Raw genomic sequence first — 21,157 nt, 5'->3', positions numbered from 1 at the left:
GGTACAAAAATAATTTTAGCAGGTGTAGCCCTTTTTTTATATTCTAATTTAACCTATTTTTTACTTTGGCCAGGGTCCAAAATATTTTATTTTATCGCAAATACAAAAAATTAATAAAAATTAAAGAAATAACTAAAGATTTTTTTATAATTTCGGCACCTTATTTATTGTAATCGCTTACATTTACTGTTAGAAGATTATCATATTTTAAACAATTTTTCCAAATCCATTCCCTCAATATTACAAGTAATTAAATATAATTATTTTTAAAATTCTTAACTTTCTTAATAATAGCTTATTTTTTGTAAGCGATTACATATTATGTATTACATTTCTAAACTTAATCCTTATTTTGTATCACAAGATACAAAATTTTGTAGAAAAATTGTATATAATTTAAATGAAAACATAATGTATTGGAGGTTATTATATGAAAATCTTAGTTACCAGCTTTGAACCCTTTGGCGAAGAAAAAATCAATTCTTCTTTTGAAGCAGTTAAAAAATTACCAAACAATATTGATAATGTACAAATAATTAAAGCATCAATTCCAACTGTATTTAGAAAAAGCATTGAAGTCCTTGAAGAATTAATTGAAAAAGAACAGCCAGATATTGTAATCTGTGTAGGTCAAGCAGGTGGAAGATATGAAATAACTGTAGAAAGAGTTGCAATAAATATTGATGATGCAAATATACCAGACAATGAAGGAAATACTCCAAAAGATAAAGTTATTTTCGAAGATGGTGAAAATGCTTATTTTTCTAATTTACCAATTAAAAAAATGGTTGAAGAAATAAAAAATTCCAACATTCCGGCCTCGATTTCAAATTCTGCTGGTACTTTTGTATGCAATCACCTAATGTATGGGCTACTTTATCTTATAAACAAAAAATACAAAAATATGAAAGGTGGGTTTATTCATGTTCCATATTTACCACAACAAGTAATTAATAAGAAAAATACCCCTAGTATGTCTTTAGATAACATTGTTACAGCTCTAACTTGTGCTATAAAATCAATAACTAGAGAAACAAATGTTTGATATACTAACTACTTCGGAGGATTTTAATATGCAGACTTTGTTATACGAATCAATATTCGATAAAGAAAAACAAAAAGAACTAAGAAAAACTTTTCTTTTATTAGAAAAAAGTGGAAAAATAGTAGATATTAAAAAAAATAACGAAATAGAACTTCCTATTTCAACTATTGGTATAGTTATTAAAGGAAAAATCAAACAGTTTCTTACTAACAAAGAAGGGTTAGAAAAAATTTTATTTTATCTTCAACCTGGAGAAATATTTGGTGAAATTGATTATTTCGGTGAAAGTAAATTTAATATAATTACTACAGCAGTAGAAAATTCAAAGATTTCAATTCTTGAAAAAAATGTAATTGAAGAACATTTATCAAAAAATCCTATACTTTACAGATTTTTCATGAAAAGTATTATTAGAAAGCTAAGGATAATTGAACTTCAAATGTTAAATATGACTTTTAACGACTCAACTGGTAGAATTTCAAATACTATACTTAGACTAGCAGCTCAACAGGGAATAAAAAAAGGAAATGAAATTATAATCAACTTTCCTCTAACCCAACAAGAATTAGCAAATATAATTGGATGTTCACGCATTACTGTATCAAGAACGTTAAATGAATTAATTTCAAAAGGAATAATTTCAATAGATCACAAAAAAATAATTATAAAAAATCTAAAAGAACTTGAAAAACTTGATAAATCATTTTAAAAATAGGGGGGAAAACATGAAATTTTTGACAACACCCATACCAAAGGATATTGAAAAACTTATAAATCTTGGTATGCATAAGCAAGCTAAAGAAAATATTTTAAAGAGACTCAAAAAACCTATTCCAGAATCATTGAAAAAACGTTTGAAGTTTGAACTCTTTAGATTAGACCTTTTAGAAAAAGCTTATCCATATAGTGAAAAAGAAGCTTTTGAACTTTTTAAAAAGAATTTTAAAAGTGCAAAAAAGCAAGAATTTGAAACTCTTCTAGAAAATGGATATATTGATTTTAGATTTATTAACGGAAAAAAAAGATTCCAAGAAAGATTTCATTACAACGTAGGGTTTACACTAAACGAATACAAAAAAAGACAGAAAAAAGATAAAAATAGGAGCGATCTTAGAAAATTAACTAATGAAGCAATAGTAAGATTATTAAAAACTAAGCAAGAAAAAACTTACTCTGTTTCTGCTAAAATCTCAATTAAAAGAAAAAATCCTAAAGACGAAGATGTTTCTGTTTGGCTTCCTGTACCATTTGAAAAATTTCAACAAACTTCAGTAAAAATAACTAATGCAAGCCATGATTATGTTTTGTCTTCTCCAAAAATTTTACAAAAAACAGTACACATGAAGGGAAAAGATACTGAAACTTTTTGGGTTGAATTTAGCTATAATGTTTCGGAGTGGATTGGAGAAAATTCAAAGTACAAATACAAACCTACAAAAGCTGATTTATCTGAAAAACCTCCTCATGTTTTATTCACACCATATTTGAAAGAAATTCTCCAAAAAATATTAAAAGGCGTAAAACCAAAAAATGATTATGAAATAGCAAAAAACATATATGATTATCTCACCAAAAACGTTTATTATTCCTATGTTCTTCCTTACGCTCTTTATGACAATATTCCTGAATACGTTACAACAGTATTTAGTGGAGATTGTGGATTTTATGCAATTACATTCATAACGATATGTAGACTAGCTGGTATACCTGCAAAATGGCAATCAGGATGGTTTGCAACCCCTTATGGTGCATCTCCTCATGATTGGGCATTAATATACCTTAAAGATTTTGGATGGATCCCAGTAGATTTATCTTTTGGAGGAAGCAGAAGAGATAACGAAGAAATGAGAATGTTCTATTTTGGTAATTTGGATGGATTTAGGATGTTTGCAAATCTTGATTTTCAAGCTGACTTTTATCCAAAGAAAAAATACTTCAGAAACGATCCATATGATAACCAGGTTGGCGAAATGGAAAGTAAAGATGGCTATATTATAGACACAGAATCTGAAATTGAAATTTTAACATTCAAAGAAATTAAATAAAGGGGGAATGAAAAATGGGAAAAATAAAATCAGTAAAATTCAAATTAAATACTTTCGAATATGAAAAACCATTTCATATTACAAATAGTATCTCTACTAAAACAAGCAACATTGAGGTGTGTATCGAATTAGAAAACGGTATACTTGGTTTTGGAGAAGCATCTCCGTCTTTTAGAGTAAATGGAGAAAAAGTAGAAACTCTACCTGCACTTGAACCTATTATAAATGATATGATAAAAGGGTTTGATGTCAAAAATTACAGACAAATTTTCGATATTTTGGATAAATTTTTTGCCTTTCCAAGCATTAAAGCAGCAGTTCAATATGCTGTTTTAGACGCATTATCTGAAGAAATAGGCTTACCAGTTTATAAATTATTAGGTGGTGCTAGAGAAAAAATTGAAACTGATAAAACAGTTTCAATTGGTACAATAGATGATAGAGTAAATGATGCAGTGAAAATTTTCAAAGAAGGATTTAGAGTAATAAAAATAAAAGTTGGTGAAAATTTAAAAGAAGATATCGAAGCCATTGAAAGAATTTATGAAAAAACAAAAGGTGCAAAATATATTGTCGATGCCAATATGGGATATACTCCAAAAGAAGCTATTACTTTTGTGAATGAATTATACAAAAAAGGAATAGATATAAATGTCTTTGAGCAACCAGTAAAAGCACATGATATAGAAGGATTAAAATTTGTTAGGTTCCATTCACCATTTCCTGTTGGAGCAGATGAAAGTGCAAAAACAAAATATGACGTTATGAGGTTAATAAAAGAAGAAGCAGTTGACTATATAAACATTAAGCTCATGAAAAGTGGAATTTCTGATGCATTGGCTATAGTCGAAATTGTAAAAGCAGCAAATTTACATTTAATGATTGGATGCATGGGAGAATCCAGTTTAGGCATAAATCAAAGTGTTCATTTTGCACTTGGAACTGGCGCGTTTGATTTTCATGATCTTGATAGCGCATTAATGATAAAAGAAGAAAAATTTAGAGGGAAATATAAAACAGAAATTCCTTATCACATAGCAATATAACTGTTTGTAAAAAAACTTTATATTCGAAAATATAATTCTTTTGAAAAAGTTGGCTAGTTTTAGCCAACTTTTTTAGTTTTTCATTTTTTGAATGATATAAACACATGTTGAACAAATATATATTGTATATTGCTTGAATTTTCTGTTTTCTTTAATCTTATTCCCCTCATATAATATATATCTACGTTTTTTGAGATTTTTTATTTTTTAAATCCATTTCTAAGTAAATCCTAAGTATTCTTTAAGTATTTATTAAGCTTTTTAGTGTAAGATTAAAATTGTCAGAGAAAAATACCATAAAAGGAGAAGTGATTAACATGAAAAAAGGAATAGCTTTTGTAGTTTTAAGTTTTTTATCAATTGTTTTATTTGCTGGAAATTTAACTGTGGATAAACAGGTAAATTCTTTACCATATGAAACACTCTCTGCAAGTGAAGTAGAGGGCATAATGCAGATGAGGGAAGAAGAAAAATTAGCAAGAGATGTTTATTTGGAGTTATATAAAGCATGGGGCTTACCAGTGTTTTATAACATTACGCAATCTGAGCAAAGTCATATGGATGCAGTAAAGGCTTTAATTGACAAGTATAATCTTGAAGATCCAATAATTAATGAAGATTTTGAAAATATCGGAGTATTTAAAAATGAAGAACTACAAAATTTATTTAATGAACTTGTATCACTTGGAAAAAAATCATTAAGCGATGCTTTAAAAGTAGGAGCAACAATTGAAGATCTAGATATTTTTGATTTAGAAGAATTATTAAAAAGTACCGATAATGAAGATGTCAAATTTATTTACAACAATCTAATGAAGGGATCAGAAAATCATATGAGATCTTTCATAAAAAATCTTGATAAGCTCGGCGAAACTTTTACTCCGCAATTTATATCATTGGAAAGATTTAGAGAAATTTTAAAATTTTGAGTAAAAATTATATAATATATTAAAAACAAAAATCCCCATCTTCCATAATAATAGATGGGGATTTATACTTTTTCATTAAACCTTTTTTATAAATTAAATACTTTTTCTTTTAAAAATACTTTTTCTTCCAACCTTATATCTCTTGATGAAGCCCCGACTCTCATTCTATATTCTCCTTCTTCAAGTACCCATTTATCCTTACAAAAACTTGTAAGATCCTTTAATGCAATCTTTATTGATACTTTTTCTTTTTCGCCTGGTTTTAACATTTTCGTTTTATAAAAACCTTTCAATTCCTGAAATGGTTTATCTAACCTTACTTTAGGAGCTTTCACATAAACCTGAGCAATTTCTTTACCCTCAACATTACCACTATTTTCAATTTCAAAACAAATCTCGACATTTTCCTCATCATGTTTTACAATCAAATTTCTGTAATCAAACTTAGTATATGAAAGACCATATCCAAACTCAAATAATGTGTCGATTTGGAAAGTATCATAATACCTATAGCCAACGAAAATATCTTCCTCATATACTACCTCTAATGGATTTTCAACTGGTTTGCCAGGAAATGACTTTGAAGGAATATCTTGATAATCCTTTGGAAAGGTTGTTGGAAGTTTTCCAGAAGGATTTACAATTCCCAGACAGACATCTGCAACAACTCTTCCAGCTTCTTGCCCTGGTTGCCAGATTAGTAGTAATCCATCCACCAAATCAATCCAGCTTGCAATTTCTATAGGCCCACCTATATTAAGTAAGACTATAACCTTCTTTCTTTTACTATGAAATTTTTTAGATACATTTTCTATAAGCTTTCTTTCATCATCACTTAAATAATAATCTCCTTTTACAGCTTTTCTATCAACAAATTCGCCAGAAATTCTACTAATTACAATAATAGCTAAATCATTTGTTTCAGACGCTTTATCAATCATACTTTCATCCAAAATATCTTCTGGTAATTTTGGAGGAATTTTTAAATTGAATTCATTAACATAATTTGGCTTATACTTACCATTTCTAAGTTCAAATACTTTCTCTTTATAAAAATTTCCAATTTTTTCATCAACTTTAACTCCTTTTTCTTTAAAACCTTCAAAAATATTTATAGTATATCTTGGATGTGTATCTCCACTACCAAAGCCACCTTTAACAGTTTCAATTTGACCCGTTCCAAAAATTGAAACTTTTGCATCATCACTAAAAGGTAAAACATTGTTGTTCTTTAAAAGAACAACTCCTTCAGAGGCAGCATTGTAAGAAATTTTAGAATGCTTTTCAAAATCTGGAGCATTAGAATATTTATATCTTTTGAATGATAATGTCTTTACCAAAATATTTAAAATTGCTCTTACCCTTTCGTTAATAATTTCATCTGTAATTTCACCTTTTTCATATGCCAGTTTCAACTCTTCAATTTCATCTTTTCTATTCTTAAAAACATTGTAAGTTTTGCCAGGCATAATTAAATCATTACCTGCTTTTATTTGTTCAACAGGATTATCACCAGCAAACCAATCACTCATTACAAAACCATCAAATCCACATTCTTCTCTCAAAACCTTTGTTAAAAGCCATTCGTTTTGAGAGCAATATTTTCCATTTAATTTATTGTAAGCGCTCATAACCGTCCATGGTTTTGCTTTTTTCACTACAATTTCAAATCCTTTTAAATAAATTTCTCTTAATGCTCTTTCTGATACTATAGTATCTATCTTCATTCTATTTGTTTCTTGATTATTTGCAACAAAATGCTTTAAGCTTGTCCCAACGCCTTCTGACTGAACACCTTCTACAAAAGCAGATGCAAGCTCACCTGCCAAAATTGGATCTTCCGAATAATACTCAAAGTTTCTCCCACACAAAGGATTTCTATGTATATTTATTGCCGGAGCAAGCAAAAAATCAACTCCATATTCTTTAGCTTCATTCCCCATTGCTTTTCCAACTTCAAACAAAATCTCTTTATTCCAAGTAGATGCAAGCATCGAAGCAATAGGAAATGCAGTTGCATAATATTTATTACTATCATTTTCTCTTTCAGGATCTATTCTCAAACCTGCTGGGCCATCAGCATGAACAGTGGAAGGTATTTTTAACCTTTCTATTTGATGAGTTTCACCAGCTGCACCTGGTACTCTAGATGCCTTATTTTCAAACATTCCAGGAAGTCCTACTCCCACTAAAAGTTTTAACTTTTCTTCAACAGTCATTTGTGAAATTATTTTTTCAACATACATTATTATTCCTCCTTGCCAAAATTCTCATTTTAATTTCGTTATAATACGTCTATTCCTCTTGAAGATTTCAATAAATAAAACCATTCTTGCCTATCAAGCTCTATATTTAAAGCCTCAACAGCTGTTTTTATTCTTTCAAATTTTCCACTACCTACAACAGGGTAAATTTTTGAAGGATGCTTATAAAGCCATGTATATGCTATATGCTCAGGAGTTGCATAATGATTTTTTGCAACCTCAACAAGTGCATTATAAATTCTTAAAATCCTTTCATCTTTTCTTCTATCTTCTTCCTTAAACAATCTTCCACCTGCAACTGGAGACCAAGCCATTGGTAAAATACCTTTTTCTTGACAATAATCCAAAGTTCCGTTAAAAAAAGAATCTACATTCCATAGAGAAATTTCAATCTGATTGTATAACAAAGGCAATGATAATTTTTCAACAAACAAAGACATATGATTTGGATAAAAATTTGAAACACCAAAAGACAACACCATTCCTCTTTCCTTTAATTTTTCAAAGGCTTCAGAAATTTCTCCCACATCCATCAATGGATCTGGTCTATGAATCAGAAGAACGTCTATATAGTCAGTCCTCAAATTCTTCAGAGTCTTTTCTACAGATTCTATAATATGCTTTTTTGATGTATCATAATGTTTTACATACACATTAGGATGTTTATTTGAAAGTAAAACAATACCAACTTTTGAAATTAACTGAATTTTTTCCTTAAAGAAGGATCTTTTTCTAGTACTCTTCCAAAAATTTTTTGAGCCTCATAATTTCCATAGATATCTGCAAGATCAAATGTTGTAACACCTAAATCTATTAACTTATAAATCAAGTTTAACAACTCTTCTGTGGTATAGTTCCAACTTTTAACTCTCATTAAACCATGAATAACTCTACTTAATTTCACCATCATTTTTCACCATCCCTCTTTAAAATGAATTTACTTTTCTAATTTTAATTATATATATGTAATAAATTACATAAAAAATCATGTTAATAACGTTTTTTATTAATTATTCAAAATAAGATATGCATAATTTTATATCTCTTTTCTTAAAACAAATTAAAGTCTCAAAACATAAATTTCTTATTTCGACAAATATATTCAATCTTAAGAATACCTTTAAAAAAAACACCTCCTGTTGGCTTTAATAGATTATTTTGGAGGTGTTTTTCTATTTTACTTCATACTTAGAATTCAGAATATTAAATGATATTTTAGCATTTTTTGGAGTATTTTTATATACCACTAAAAACTTTTATTACTCAGTCAACCACTTATAAATCAGTCTTGCATATATTCTAATAAATTTCTTAAAAGATTCTAGCGACCAATGTTCGTTTGGTTGATGCATGCCTGTATCTTCTCCAGGAAATACAGCACCAAATGCTACACCATAAGGTACAGACTTTGCATACGTTCCGCCACCCAATGCTATAGGTTCTGTTTCATCTTTAGTAACATCTCTGTACACTTTAAGTAACATCTTTACAAGTTCACTGTCTTTAGAAACATACAACGGTTTACTATGTGAAACTTGCAAAACATCAAATTCTTTAAAAGCTTCTTTAATTTGATGAGTAATCATTTCAACATTCATAAATATTGGATATCTTATATTAATTTTGGCTTCTAAATATCCATTTTCAAGGTTAATCGTTCCTAAATTACAAGTAAGTTCTCCACTTGCAATATCTCTAGCATAAATACCAAGACCGATACCATTAATATCCAAACCAAGTTTTTCATTCAAAACTCTTATTACAAAGTTATCCTTACCAAAATCAATGTTTGATAAAAGATTTAACATACATGCAATAGAATTTAATCCAAGTTGTGGAGTTGAAGCATGTGCAGATTTCCCAATAGTTGTTATTGATATTCTATTCCCATTAACTTCATATTTTAATTTACACTTTGTATTAAAGTTCTCAACAAGATAAGCTATTTCATTTACCTTATCAGTTTCTATAACTACGTTGCATTCTTCTGGAACAACATTGACTGCAGTCCCAGCTTTCATCTTTATCAGTTTAGTATTATAATCATTACTAAGATAAGTACTTATTTTATAAGTCGCATTTCCTTTTTCTGCATAAACGAGTGGGAATGTTCCATCAGGTGTTACAGCTGCATCTGGATATGGTTCATTTTTGAAATAATATTTTAAACATTTTGAACCATTTTCCTCATTTGTTCCAAAAATTAATCTAACAGTGTTTTTTGGAGTTTTTACCAACTCAGATGCGATCTTTAAAGCATACAAAGCTCCAATAGTTGGTCCTTTATCATCAGAAACTCCTCTTCCAAACATTTTTCCATCTCTAATTACAAGTTTATAAGGATCTGTTTCCCATTTTTCTACATCCCCTTCTGGAACTACATCTAAGTGTCCTAATATTCCATAAAGTTTACCTGTATTTCCATAAGTAACATGTCCGGCATAAAAATCAATATTTTTAGTTTCAAAACCTAACTTTTTTGAAATTTTTAATGCTTCACTTAATGCCATTGCAGGCCCTACTCCAAATGGTGCATCTTGACTTGCCGGTCCCATCACCGACTTAATTTCAATTAGCTTTTCAAGATTTTCTAATATTTCATCAAAATACTTATCAACAAGTTTATCAATTGCATCTTCAACAATTTTTTCCATAGTCAACCTCCTTATTTTATAAATTCTTTTTAAAAACTAAAAAGTATAATATACTAAATCAATTTTTCTATTATTTTGAGAAATAAATCCAATTTCAAAAACTAGATAACCTTCATCATGTGTATCAATATAAACTGATGCTATTACATAGTCTATATCATAGTTTTTTGGAGAGTCATCCTCAAACATTGAATTTAACAAACTAGATAGATAACTATAAATGGTTAACGCTTCAGAATTTATTGAATTATTTGAATCATAAGCTATTTTATTAAAAGCATTATAAAGTAAATTCAAATCCGAGTCAAATAAAGATACCGAATATAGATATAGATCACCTTGTACTTGATACTCAGAAACAAAATCTAATGGCAAAATATAATCAGAATTAACATCTCTATTAGAAAAATAGCTTAAAAGTATCAAAATATGATTTTTAAAATACTTATCGTATGGCGAATAAAGATATTCATAATTTTTTTTACTCAAACCATAATCTGTAAGAGATATTTTAAAATCGTAACTCTCTAAATTATCGATCAAACTAGTGATCTCAGAAACTAAGACATCACTTGGAACAACCAATACATAATCTATTGTTGTTGAAAATAAAAATATAGTAAAAACAAGTAATAAAAAAACTATGATTTTTTTCATAATATCGCCTCCAAAAAATAAGTTACTAAAATTATATCATAATGGAGGCATTAAAATAAAATTATTAAATTAAATCTCTTAAAGATTTAAAAACTACCAAAAATAATATTACTAACACAATCGGTTTTATTATTTTATCCCCTTTCTTTATAGCTAATCCTGAACCAATCCAATTTCCTAAAATTCCAAAAAATGCTGCAGGAAGCCCTATATAAAAAAGCACCTTATCATTAATTAAAAAAGTAATAAGTGCACTAATGTTGGAAGATAAATTAACAATTTTTGCTGTTGCACTAGCACTTATTGAATCAAATGAAAGAAAGCTAGTGTACATAATTATTAAAAAAGTACCTGTCCCAGGTCCAAAAAAGCCATCATACATTCCAATTATAAAACCTATAAAACTTGAAATAAAAAATTTCTTTTTAAATGAAGTTTCAGGAATTTTACTAATTACCTTTTTTCTATTATTCATTAACATAAAAACGCCAACAAAGACAATTAAAACAGAAATAATTATTTTTAGATAAGAGTCTGAAATTAAAAGAGCAAGTCTAGCACCAAAGAAAGAACCTAAAAACGAAAAAATAGACGAAATAATCCCAATTTCGAATATAACGTATCTTTCTTTTGCATATCTAAGCGTACTAAAAATACTTCCAATCGAAGATGAGAGCTTATTAGTTGCAAGTGCATTATGAGAAGGGATTCCTAAAAATAAGTAAGCAGGAAGTGAAATAAGGCCTCCACCACCTGCTATAGAATCTACAAAACCTGCAAAAAATATCATGAAAAACAAAAATAAATATTCAAAAATTGTTAGATCCAATTTTGTCAACTCCTTTTTGTTTTTATTCCTAACTAAATTTTACCTCATTTTGGGTTTTTTTGGAATGTATGATATTAAAAATTGTTGAACAAATACATATAACATCATCAATTGTAATAGTAATTTACTTTACATATAAATATATCTACACGCAAACAAAATTTTTAAGTTATAGTGATATAATAGAACTGATAAACAAGAAGAAATGAGGTGAAAAAATGGAAAGAAACGATTTTCCAAAGGATTTTATTTTTGGTGTTGCAACAGCTTCATATCAAATAGAAGGCGCATATAATGAAGATGGAAAAGTTCCTTCAATATGGGATGTATTTTCACATACTCCAGGAAAAATTAAAAATAACGAAAACGGTGATGTTGCTTGTGACCATTATCATAGATACGAAGAAGATATAAAAATAATGAAAGATATAGGAATTGATGCTTATAGATTTTCAATATCTTGGCCAAGGGTTATGAAAAATACAAAAGAAAAAAACGAAAAAGGCCTTGACTTTTATAACAAACTAATTGACAAATTACTTGAAAATAATATAATTCCGTTTATTACAATCTATCACTGGGATCTTCCGTTATTTTTATATGAAAAAGGCGGATGGTTAAACGATGACATAGCACTTTATTTTCAAGACTATTCATCAATATTATTTCAAAACTTTGGAGATAGAGTAAAGCACTGGATTACATTAAATGAACCTTGGTGTTCTTCATTTCTTGGGTATTTCTATGGAATTCATGCCCCAGGACACAAAAATCTGCAAGAAGCTATTAAAGCTGCCCATAATTTGTTAAGAGCTCATGGCTATTCTGTAGAAGCATTTAGAGATCTAGTAAAAGATGGAAAAATAGGAATAACAAATGTTACAACTAAAGTAGAGCCTGCTGATGAAACAGAAGAAGATTTTTATGTCGCTCTTTTAGTTGATGAATTAACAAATGGATGGTTTTATGATCCAATAATTTTTGGAAGGTATCCAGAAAATGCAAGAGCAATTTTACAAAGAAATGGTATAGAAATTTTTGAAAATGATATGGATATTATTTCAAAAAAGATCGACTTTTTTGGAATAAATTATTACACTAGACAACTAGTCAAATATGCTCCTGAGGAACCGTTCATGTTTAAAACTATAGAAGGTGAATTAGGAAAAACAGAAATGGGTTGGGAAATTTATCCTCAAGGACTATACGATATGCTTTTAAAGATTTATAACAGATACAAAACCCCACTTTATATAACAGAAAATGGAATGGCTGGTCCAGACAAGATTGAAAATGGAAAAGTGCATGATACATACAGAATAAACTATCTAAAATCTCATTTTGAAAATGCTCTAAAAGCAATAAAAGATGGAGTAGATTTAAAAGGATACTTTATCTGGACTTTAATGGATAATTTTGAATGGGCAGAAGGATATTCAAAAAGATTTGGAATAGTATACACTGATTATACTACTCAAAAAAGATATTTAAAAGATAGTGCAATATGGCTAAAAAAATTTTTAGAAGGGAAATAAATCTTGTGAAAATTTTTCATACCTTAACAGTTTTATTTATACTATTTAGCCTAATTGGATTTTCTCAACCTCTTACAAAAATACTTGATACAGGAAATATATCTATTGGAATTAGAAATATTCCAAGCGAAGTTGTCTATTTCCCTAGTAACAAAGAAAAATCTGGATTTTGCTATGAAATCGCCACAGAATTTGCAAAATATCTTGGTGTAAACCATGAATTTAAAATAGTTGATGGGTTTTCAAAATATTTTGAAAATACAATCTTTAATTCCATTGATATGATCGCTGATATTATTACTATAACTGAATAAAGAAGTAAAACTTTAACTATGATCAAATTTGTTGAAAATGTTGAGATATTAATTGGCAGAAAAGATGAAGAAATTACTAATATCAAAGATTTAGTTGGTAAAAAAATAATTACTTTTGAAAACTTTACTTATTTTAAAACTCTACAAAAAATATTAAATGAAAACAATATCGATTATGATATTAGTAACGTTACAATCAAGAATAATGAACTGGTTTATATTAATAAAAGTAAAGTTAGCAATGAACAAGTTGAAATATTATTAATAAAAAGAAATACAAATTATTCACCATACTTTTTATATTTACAACTCATTGAAAGTAAAGCAGATTTTACTATTATTGATTCTTTTTCTTTTGTTCAAAAATATTTTAATACTTTATTTATGAAACAAAATTTAAAACCTCTATTTCCTTTGACAAAAGAAGTTGAATATCTTTCTTTTTGTTTCCCAAAAGATGCTACATTACTATCATCTCAATTTGAAAAGTTTTTAGATTATTACAAAAATAGTGGAAAATTTGACAAGCTATTTAAAAGGTATTTCAATATAAGTTATTATGAATACTTAAACATAAATGGACTGATAAAATGACTTTACAAAAAAAGATTTTTAGAGCACTTTTATTTTCAATTTTTATAACAGCATCTATTATTTTAGTTATTACTTCAATATATGAAATCTCAAGAACAATAAAGCGCGAAAAAGAAGAATTAATCCTTTTAACCAAGAATTTTAACTCATACTTTAATAGCATTGAACAATACATAAAACAAAATAATAATAAAGTAATTTACAGTAACGATTTTGTATTTTTATTTGGGCAAAATGAAATACTTAGAAATTTTTCCATTATATCAATTAAAAAAAGTATCAATGAATTAATAAACAAAAATGAATTTATTAAAAATATTTTCATAAACGTTAATAATAAACCTAACTACATTTTTGGCAAAATCGATAACAATATTGATTTATCCAAAAATTACTATATAAATAAAAATGAAATTTATTACATCTTAAAAAATAAATATCAATAAATGAAAATGCTTACTATATAACAATAATAGATCTTGGTAATTTATACAAAAAGTTTTTAATATCAAATAATCTTCCACTAGACTCACAACTTATGATTAAACAGAATGGAAACTATATTTGTTATAATCCAGAAAAAGATACTATAAAAAAAACTACAAATCTTGAATGTTTCGGAGTTTTTGATTTAAACGAAAAATTTTACATAGTAAAAGATAAATACTATTTACTAAGAATACTATTTTCATACATTTTATATTATTTATTAATGTTTTTTGTTGCAATACTTTTTTCATACTTTTTATCAAAAAAATTATCAAAAAACATCGGGTATTATTTAAATAAAATATCCACTACTTTATCAAAATTTTCAAAAAAACACTTTGAAACAGTTGAACTTGAGGAAAATATGGAAGAAGAAATTAAAGTTTTCGTAAATACTTTCAACAGCGTTAGCAATAAATTAAAATATACTCTTGAAAATATGGAGAACATAATCTTTCAAAAAACAAATGAACTTAAAGAAAAAAACAAGATGTTAAGTGAACTTTCTATAAGAGATCCGTTAACTAATTTGTACAACAGAAGAGAATTTAATCAAAAATTTCCAAAAGATTTTTCCTTATCAAAAAGAGAAAACATGTACCTCAATTTTGCAATTATAGATATTGATCACTTCAAAAAAATAAATGATTACTATGGGCATCTTGCAGGTGATACTTGTCTGAAAAAATTTCAGAAATTTTCAAATTAAACTTTCAAAGAATTTCAGATAACATTTTCAGATACGGTGGTGAAGAATTTGTAATATATTACCTTTCAAAGAACAAAGAAAACTTCTTTGAACTTCTTGAAAATCTTAGAAAGAAAGTAAAAGAAACACCAATACTAATTGATGGAAAAAACATTCATCTTACAATTAGTATTGGTGCTGTAAGTAAAATTCCACAAGAAAAAGATTATAACAAAATTATTAAAAAAGCTAATGATAATTTATACATGGCCAAAAATCTAGGAAGAGATAGAACTATTATTAATCAATGACTTCCATAGAAAAATCAACATATTGAACTTCACTGGTTAATTTTCCTATTGATATAATATCAACACCCTTTATTAAATATTTATCAAGATTTTTCTCGTTTATTCCACCCGAAATTTCTATTATTATATCCTTCCTTTTTTCTTTAATAATTTTAATAGCTTCTTTTATATCTTCAGGCGAGAAATTATCAAGCATAATTATATTTACTTCTAGATCAAGACATTCTTTCAATTCTTCAAAATCTTCAACTTCTACTTCTATTTTTGATGTAAAGGGCTTTATAACTTTTACGGCCTCTACAGCATTCCTTATACCTTTATATATTTTCTTATGATTATCTTTAATCATTACAGTATCAGAAAGATTCAATCTGTGAGTATTACCTCCACCATGTAAAACTGCAATCTTTTGCAAATCTCCAACAAAAGGTATAGTTTTCCTTGTAGCAGCAATTATAATATTATATTCTTTTGCTTTTTTAGACAACTTAGCTACTTTTGTTGCAACACCACTCATAAGTGAAAGAAGATTTAGTACACTTCTCTCAATTACCAATAAGTTATATGCATCTCCCCTTAATGTAAAAATTATACTATTTTCATCTACATACATTCCATCTTTATAGCTTGTTTCAAATTCAATATTAAATCTTCTAAAAACTTCTTTTACAAGTTCAAGCCCAGACAAAACCGCAGAATCTTTTAAAATTATAATAGATTTTGCAACTTTTCCTTTTAAAGGATACGCTGAAAAATCAACAAGACCTTCATCTTTTCTTATCCATTCAATAATCTTTTCTACCATAAATTATGCCTCCATTAGCTCAAACATCTTTTTAATAGACAAGACTGCCTTATCTGCAATTTCTTTATCAATTTCTATTTCAAATTCCTCATTTTCCAAAGCTTTTAATACATTTTTAAGTGTATTTTTCTTCATGTTATTACAAATAGCTGTATATAGTGGTATGAATTCTTTCTCTTTATACTTATTTTTTAATTTATTAACCATATCTTTTTCTGTAACAATTATGAATTTTTTATCTTCAACTTCTTCTGGAATTTTTTCCATTTGAGAAGTACTACCTATATAATCAGATATTTTTTGAATTTCTTCAGAAACCTCTGGATGCGAAATTACTTTGGCATCAGGATACTTCTGTTTTAATTTTAAAATATCATCAATCTTTATATAGTTATGCACATAACAGTAGCCAGTTTCTCCAGGCACAGGAATAACTTTTTTACCAGTTTTTCGGGCTACATAGGCCGCAAGATTTTTGTCAGGTCCAAAAAGAACTATATCGCTATTTAGTTTTTTAACTATCTCTACTGCATTAGCAGAAGTACATGTAACATCTGCATACATTTTTGATTTTATTGTACTATTTACATATATAACAAATGGTGCGTTATACTTTTTCTTAGCTTCAATAATCATTTCTGGCTCCAAAGAATTTGCCATAGGACAAGTTGCAGCTTTCACTGGAACTATAACCTTCTTCTCAGGATTTAACATTTTTATAGTTTCTGCCATAAAATCTACACCCAAAAATAAAATTTTTTCAGTATCAAGTTTAGTAGCAAGTCTTGCAAGCTGCAATGAATCACCTAAGTAATCTGCAATTTCTTGAATTTCTTTTATTTGATAGTTATGTGCCAAAATTGTATAACCTTTTTCTTTTGCAAGCTGTCTGATCTTTTCCTGTATTTTCTCCATTTTTTATCCTCCTATCTTAACATTTTCAAAATTTTTCTTTATTAATGCTGCAAGAGATAATGGAGCCAATAAACTTGTTTTTGGATTATTTGAAGGATTATTAGAAAAAATAAATTTATAATTTCCAACACTTGACACAACTTCAACCTCGTGAATATTCTTTTTTACGTTTGGATCAGAATAAATTTCAACATGAACTTTTCTAAAATCTTCCACAGAAAGAGCAAGGGTAACAGAAACATTTGTATTTTTTGGAAATTTCTTAATTGCCTCTATACTATCTCCACTAAAAATTAACACCTTTTCTTTATCGTCCCTTGAAAAAGCTTTAGGAGGTTTGCGAGTTCTTAAAATTACTTTTTCAATATATTTCTTTATTGCATTAATTACATCTATTCCACCTATAGCTCCAGAAGGAATATAAACCTTAGAAGTTGAATTTTCTAACAATCTAAAAAAATCATTCCTAAAATTTTCATCAGCAAAAGCACCTGTACTTAAAATGTAAAAGTCCTTATTTGCAATAATTATGTCTCTATAATACTCTTTTACCGCCTCAACAGATGCACACTCAACTACAAATGAACAATCATTAGGAATTAAAAATTTCTCAAGTTTTTTCCCATTAAAACTTGTGACATTTTTCTCATCAAAATAATAAAAATCTTGAATATAACCTTCCAGCTCTTTTAAAATAACATTTGCTGCATTTCCAAATCCTAGAAATAATGGCTTCATTCTTAACACCTCCATTTGTATTTTACACTTGTCAATTACATCTGTCAATATAATAAAAAACAAAAGGCGCTCGAAAACGAGCGCCAATTTTAGAATAGAAAATTTTTATGCGAGCATTTGTTTCATATCTTCTTCAACTGTTGAAATTGTTGAAATATTGAATTTTTCTGCAACAACATTCAAAACATTTTTGGAAAGAAATGCTGGAAGTACTGGTCCAAGTTTTATCTTTCTAACTCCAAGATAAAGTAATGCAAGTAACACTGCTACAGCTTTTTGCTCATACCAAGCAATGTTATATTCTATTGGAAGCTCGTTAATGTCATCTACATTTAATATTTCTTTAAGTTTTAATGCAGTAACTGCTAAAGAATATGAATCGTTACACTGACCTGCATCCAAGACTCTAGGAATTCCATCAATATCTCCTAAATCAAGCATGTTATATCTATATTTAGCACATCCTGCTGTAAGAATGACAGTATCTTTTGGCAATTTAAGTGCAAATTCTGTGTAATATTCTCTTTCTTTAGCTCTTCCATCACAACCTGCCATTACAAAGAATTTTTTTATTTTTCCTTCATTTACTGCTTTTAAAACAGAATCTAATACCTTTTCTACCTGATTTCTTGCAAAACCTATAACAATTTTCTTCCCTTTCCTCTCTGGTATTGGTCCAAGTTCAAGAGCTTTTTTAATTACGGGTGTAAAATCTTTTGGTTTTCCATCAACTCTATTTGGAATATGAGATACTCCGTCAAACCCAACTAGTCCGGTTGTAAACACTCTATCCTTGTAACTATCTTTTGGTGGTACCAAACAATTTGTAGTCATTAAAATTGCTCCACCAAATTCTTCAAATTCTTCCGTTTGCTTCCACCATGCACTCCCAAAATTTCCAGCAAGATGTTTATATTTTTTTAGTTTAGGATATGCATGCGCAGGAAGCATTTCTCCATGTGTGTAAACCATTATACCTGTTCCTTCAGTTTGTTTGAGTAATTCTTCAAGGTCAAGTAAATCATGTCCACTAACTAAAATTGCAGGTGCATTATATGTTCCAGTATAAACTTCTGTAATTTCAGGATGTCCGAAAGTTGATGTATTTGCTTGATCAAGCAATGCCATAACTTCAACTGCATATTTTCCTGCTTCCAAAACAAGTGATTGTAATTCATCTGCGGTAATATCCCTTCTTAATGTTTCTACAAGTCCCTTCTCAATAAAATACAAAATCTCATCTTTAGTATGTTTCAATATATATGCATGATCTGCATATGCTGCAATACCTTTTAATCCATAGATTAAAAACTCTTTTAATGACCTTACATCTTCATTTTCTTCCGATAAAACTCCAACTTGCTCTCCTTTTTTAAGATAAACATCTTTTCCTCCATTTTCAAACCAAACAGCAGCCTCAGGAACATCTTCATTAAACTTTTTTCCATATTTCTCTTCATAAGCTTTTAAAAATTGCTCCCTAACTCTGTTCCTAAGTTCAATTGCCCTGTCAATAAATTTTGAAATTCTATCTGCTGAAAAGTTGACGTTAGTAATTGTTGCAAATAATGCTTCAGCAACAAATAAATTTGCCTCGTCATCTTTTATGCCTAAATCTTTAGCTTTAAGGCTCCAATATGAAAGGCCCTTAGTAACCCAAATTAACATATCTTGTAGTGTAGCAACTTCTGGTTTTTTGCCACATACACCAATTGTTGTACAACCTATGCCCTTTGATGCTTCTGAACATTGAAAACAAAACATAAATTTCACCTCCATTTGCATTGTAGCGTTTTCAATTTAATTATACAAGACTAATTTACTAATGTCTGTAACATTAGTTACGGAAAAAGAAGTTTTTATCCACTAAAAATAATAATGGTATAATAATGATGTAAAATCTGGAACAGAACATATGAGACGATAGCCAAAAAATTACAACTACAATATACAAAATTATTTTTAATTAAAAAACTTATTTTCCAAGAAGGTGTAAGGATATGATCTCTAAAATCATATCATTAGTTATTTTCTTTTTGACATATTACTTAATTATTTTTGGAAAAGGTAACAAAGCAGTTATCGCTTTTAGCATGGGGCTTTTAATTTCCCTAGTTAAAGTTTCTGATACTTTGCGTGTATCTAATGTTGGAAGCTTTATAGATTTTAATACATTAGGTATTTTACTTGGAATGATGATAGTTGTTGGCATACTTAAAACGACTGGTTTATTTCAAGCAATAGCGATATATATAGTTAAAAAGTCAAATGGGAATCTGGTGTATATATTTGTCTCCACATTAATAGCCGTTGCAATATTATCTAGCGTTTTAGATAATGTTACTACTTTACTCCTGTTTTCTCCAATTATTATATACATCTGTCAGGAAATTGAAATAAAACCAGAAACTTTTTTATTTCCTATGATCTTTGCAGCTAATATAGGTGGAACTGCTACTATGATAGGTGATCCGCCAAATATATTAGTAGGTAGTGCTTCTGGCACAAGCTTTTTAAAATTTCTACTAGTTATGATTGTTCCTTCATTAATTTCTCTTTTTCTAACAATTTTGTATTTTTTATACACTCATAAAGAACTCAAACTTGTAAAAAAAGATAAATTAAACAGAGTCATGGAATCAGATCCTAAAAAAGCCATAGTTGATTATAATTTATTGAAAAAAGGATTATTAATTTTCGTACTAGTTATCGTTGGATTTTTCATACATGAATACCTTGATTATGAAGCAGCTCTTATAGCCTTAACTGGTGGAGCAGTAATGTTAATGATATCAAAAAAAGACTTTGATGAAATATCAAGTGAAATAGAATGGGATACACTATTCTTCTTTGTTGGACTTTTTGCAATTGTAAAGGCACTTGAAGATGTTCATGTTATTCAAGATATAACAAATTTAATATTTAATTTTACTTCACATCCCTATATTTTAATATTAATCGTACTTTGGGGAGCAGGTATATTAGCAGCTTTTATGGGGGCTGTACCAGTTGTAACTATTTTTATACCTATTGTAAAAGCACTAATCGGAACTTTTCCCAATAGTGATCTTCTATGGTGGGCCCTAGCTTTAGGAGCAAGCTTTGGCGGTAATGGTACTATTAGTGGTGCTGCATCAAATATGGTTATAGTTGGAATGATAGAAAACAATTTTAATAGAAAAATAAAATTTGCTAAATTTATGAAACTCGGTATGAAAATTGCAACATTAGGACTATTAGTTTCATCACTTTATCTATATCTTTTGTTAAAATTATAAAATTACTTTGAAAGGGGAGAT

18 protein-coding genes and 2 pseudogenes are annotated in these 21,157 nt (G+C 28.2%); 11 read left to right on the top strand and 9 right to left on the bottom strand.

Annotated features, from left to right (window positions below; genetic code table 11):
* The first annotated feature begins 430 nt into the window (after positions 1–430).
* The 5 genes from pcp to EO083_RS07760 all read left to right on the top strand — a co-directional run bounded on the left by pcp (position 431) and on the right by EO083_RS07760 (position 5,065).
* A complete protein-coding gene (gene pcp, locus EO083_RS07780) occupies positions 431–1,045 on the top strand; it encodes a pyroglutamyl-peptidase I (protein WP_126993592.1) in 615 nt (204 codons plus the stop codon).
* Positions 1,046–1,073: 28 nt separating this feature from the next.
* Entirely contained in the window at positions 1,074–1,754 is a 681-nt protein-coding gene (locus tag EO083_RS07775; RefSeq protein ID WP_126993591.1) for a Crp/Fnr family transcriptional regulator, read from the top strand.
* 16 nt (positions 1,755–1,770) lie between these two features.
* Positions 1,771–3,090 carry a transglutaminase-like domain-containing protein gene (locus EO083_RS07770; protein ID WP_126993590.1) on the top strand — a complete coding sequence of 440 codons (1,320 nt, stop codon included), beginning with the start codon at positions 1,771–1,773 and terminating at the stop codon, positions 3,088–3,090.
* Between the two features lie 14 nt (positions 3,091–3,104).
* Positions 3,105–4,136: an L-Ala-D/L-Glu epimerase gene (locus tag EO083_RS07765; protein ID WP_126993589.1), complete on the top strand. Its 1,032-nt coding sequence runs from the start codon at positions 3,105–3,107 to the stop codon at positions 4,134–4,136.
* 317 nt (positions 4,137–4,453) lie between these two features.
* Entirely contained in the window at positions 4,454–5,065 is a 612-nt protein-coding gene (locus EO083_RS07760) for a DUF2202 domain-containing protein (RefSeq protein ID WP_126993588.1), read from the top strand.
* An 86-nt stretch (positions 5,066–5,151) separates the two neighbouring features.
* On the opposite strand, the gene EO083_RS07755 is transcribed toward EO083_RS07760, so the two are convergent.
* The 5 genes and pseudogenes from EO083_RS07755 to EO083_RS07735 form a co-directional block, all read right to left on the bottom strand.
* Positions 5,152–7,311: a beta-glucosidase gene (locus EO083_RS07755; RefSeq protein WP_126993587.1), complete on the bottom strand. Its 2,160-nt coding sequence runs from the start codon at positions 7,309–7,311 to the stop codon at positions 5,152–5,154.
* A 38-nt stretch (positions 7,312–7,349) separates the two neighbouring features.
* Positions 7,350–8,203: pseudogene (locus EO083_RS07750) on the bottom strand (aldo/keto reductase).
* A gap of 385 nt (positions 8,204–8,588) precedes the next feature.
* Positions 8,589–9,983 carry a dipeptidase PepV gene (gene pepV / locus EO083_RS07745; protein ID WP_126993586.1) on the bottom strand — a complete coding sequence of 465 codons (1,395 nt, stop codon included), beginning with the start codon at positions 9,981–9,983 and terminating at the stop codon, positions 8,589–8,591.
* Positions 9,984–10,019: 36 nt separating this feature from the next.
* Entirely contained in the window at positions 10,020–10,640 is a 621-nt protein-coding gene (locus tag EO083_RS07740) for a hypothetical protein (protein ID WP_126993585.1), read from the bottom strand.
* Between the two features lie 64 nt (positions 10,641–10,704).
* Complete coding sequence (locus EO083_RS07735; RefSeq protein WP_126993584.1) at positions 10,705–11,469, bottom strand: sulfite exporter TauE/SafE family protein; 765 nt, start codon at positions 11,467–11,469, stop codon at positions 10,705–10,707.
* Between the two features lie 218 nt (positions 11,470–11,687).
* Here EO083_RS07735 and EO083_RS07730 point away from each other — a divergent pair, with 218 nt between their 5' ends.
* The 5 genes and pseudogenes from EO083_RS07730 to EO083_RS10050 all read left to right on the top strand — a co-directional run bounded on the left by EO083_RS07730 (position 11,688) and on the right by EO083_RS10050 (position 15,400).
* Positions 11,688–13,004 carry a GH1 family beta-glucosidase gene (locus EO083_RS07730; RefSeq protein WP_126993583.1) on the top strand — a complete coding sequence of 439 codons (1,317 nt, stop codon included), beginning with the start codon at positions 11,688–11,690 and terminating at the stop codon, positions 13,002–13,004.
* A 5-nt stretch (positions 13,005–13,009) separates the two neighbouring features.
* Positions 13,010–13,318, top strand: a complete 309-nt coding sequence (locus tag EO083_RS10180) for a transporter substrate-binding domain-containing protein (protein ID WP_164723707.1) — start codon at positions 13,010–13,012, stop codon at positions 13,316–13,318.
* An 18-nt stretch (positions 13,319–13,336) separates the two neighbouring features.
* On the top strand, positions 13,337–13,912 hold the full coding sequence (locus EO083_RS10175; RefSeq protein WP_126993581.1) for a transporter substrate-binding domain-containing protein: 576 nt from the start codon (positions 13,337–13,339) through the stop codon (positions 13,910–13,912).
* A complete protein-coding gene (locus tag EO083_RS07715) occupies positions 13,909–14,358 on the top strand; it encodes a hypothetical protein (protein WP_126993580.1) in 450 nt (149 codons plus the stop codon). Before EO083_RS10175 ends, EO083_RS07715 begins: the two co-directional genes overlap by 4 nt.
* Positions 14,359–14,450: 92 nt before the next feature.
* Positions 14,451–15,400 (top strand): annotated as a pseudogene (locus tag EO083_RS10050) (GGDEF domain-containing protein).
* Here the strand turns inward: EO083_RS10050 and nadC are convergent.
* The 4 genes from nadC to hcp form a co-directional block, all read right to left on the bottom strand.
* On the bottom strand, positions 15,390–16,205 hold the full coding sequence (gene nadC, locus EO083_RS07700) for a carboxylating nicotinate-nucleotide diphosphorylase (RefSeq protein ID WP_126993578.1): 816 nt from the start codon (positions 16,203–16,205) through the stop codon (positions 15,390–15,392). The pseudogene EO083_RS10050 and the gene nadC overlap by 11 nt on opposite strands.
* A gap of 3 nt (positions 16,206–16,208) precedes the next feature.
* Positions 16,209–17,111, bottom strand: a complete 903-nt coding sequence (gene nadA, locus EO083_RS07695) for a quinolinate synthase NadA (protein ID WP_206512284.1) — start codon at positions 17,109–17,111, stop codon at positions 16,209–16,211.
* 12 nt (positions 17,112–17,123) lie between these two features.
* A complete protein-coding gene (nadX, locus tag EO083_RS07690; protein ID WP_126993576.1) occupies positions 17,124–17,858 on the bottom strand; it encodes an aspartate dehydrogenase in 735 nt (244 codons plus the stop codon).
* Between the two features lie 105 nt (positions 17,859–17,963).
* Positions 17,964–19,622 (bottom strand): hydroxylamine reductase, encoded by a 1,659-nt coding sequence (hcp, locus tag EO083_RS07685; protein ID WP_126993575.1) that lies wholly within the window; start codon positions 19,620–19,622, stop codon positions 17,964–17,966.
* 236 nt (positions 19,623–19,858) lie between these two features.
* Between hcp and EO083_RS07680 the strand changes: the two genes are divergently transcribed.
* Positions 19,859–21,136: an ArsB/NhaD family transporter gene (locus tag EO083_RS07680; protein ID WP_126993574.1), complete on the top strand. Its 1,278-nt coding sequence runs from the start codon at positions 19,859–19,861 to the stop codon at positions 21,134–21,136.
* The last annotated feature ends 21 nt before the right edge of the window (positions 21,137–21,157 follow it).

Origin of the sequence: Thermosipho globiformans (assembly GCF_003990895.1) — a bacterium.
Lineage (GTDB): Bacteria > Thermotogota > Thermotogae > Thermotogales > Fervidobacteriaceae > Thermosipho > Thermosipho japonicus.
The sequence above is the reverse complement of the archived record's forward strand: the minus strand, read 5'-3'. Positions and strand labels throughout refer to the sequence as shown.

Bases quoted from the DNA above. Each gene is read 5' to 3' on its own strand.
- pcp (WP_126993592.1), top strand. From the start codon at position 431: ATGAAAATCTTAGTTACCAGCTTTGAACCCTTTGGCGAAGAAAAAATC.
- nadC (WP_126993578.1), bottom strand. From the start codon at position 16,205: ATGGTAGAAAAGATTATTGAATGGATAAGAAAAGATGAAGGTCTTGTT.
- EO083_RS07740 (WP_126993585.1), bottom strand. From the start codon at position 10,640: ATGAAAAAAATCATAGTTTTTTTATTACTTGTTTTTACTATATTTTTA.
- EO083_RS07765 (WP_126993589.1), top strand. From the start codon at position 3,105: ATGGGAAAAATAAAATCAGTAAAATTCAAATTAAATACTTTCGAATAT.
- pepV (WP_126993586.1), bottom strand. From the start codon at position 9,983: ATGGAAAAAATTGTTGAAGATGCAATTGATAAACTTGTTGATAAGTAT.
- EO083_RS10175 (WP_126993581.1), top strand. From the start codon at position 13,337: ATGATCAAATTTGTTGAAAATGTTGAGATATTAATTGGCAGAAAAGAT.
- nadX (WP_126993576.1), bottom strand. From the start codon at position 17,858: ATGAAGCCATTATTTCTAGGATTTGGAAATGCAGCAAATGTTATTTTA.
- EO083_RS07775 (WP_126993591.1), top strand. From the start codon at position 1,074: ATGCAGACTTTGTTATACGAATCAATATTCGATAAAGAAAAACAAAAA.
- EO083_RS07715 (WP_126993580.1), top strand. From the start codon at position 13,909: ATGACTTTACAAAAAAAGATTTTTAGAGCACTTTTATTTTCAATTTTT.
- EO083_RS07730 (WP_126993583.1), top strand. From the start codon at position 11,688: ATGGAAAGAAACGATTTTCCAAAGGATTTTATTTTTGGTGTTGCAACA.
- hcp (WP_126993575.1), bottom strand. From the start codon at position 19,622: ATGTTTTGTTTTCAATGTTCAGAAGCATCAAAGGGCATAGGTTGTACA.
- EO083_RS07770 (WP_126993590.1), top strand. From the start codon at position 1,771: ATGAAATTTTTGACAACACCCATACCAAAGGATATTGAAAAACTTATA.
- EO083_RS07760 (WP_126993588.1), top strand. From the start codon at position 4,454: ATGAAAAAAGGAATAGCTTTTGTAGTTTTAAGTTTTTTATCAATTGTT.
- EO083_RS07755 (WP_126993587.1), bottom strand. From the start codon at position 7,311: ATGTATGTTGAAAAAATAATTTCACAAATGACTGTTGAAGAAAAGTTA.
- EO083_RS07680 (WP_126993574.1), top strand. From the start codon at position 19,859: ATGATCTCTAAAATCATATCATTAGTTATTTTCTTTTTGACATATTAC.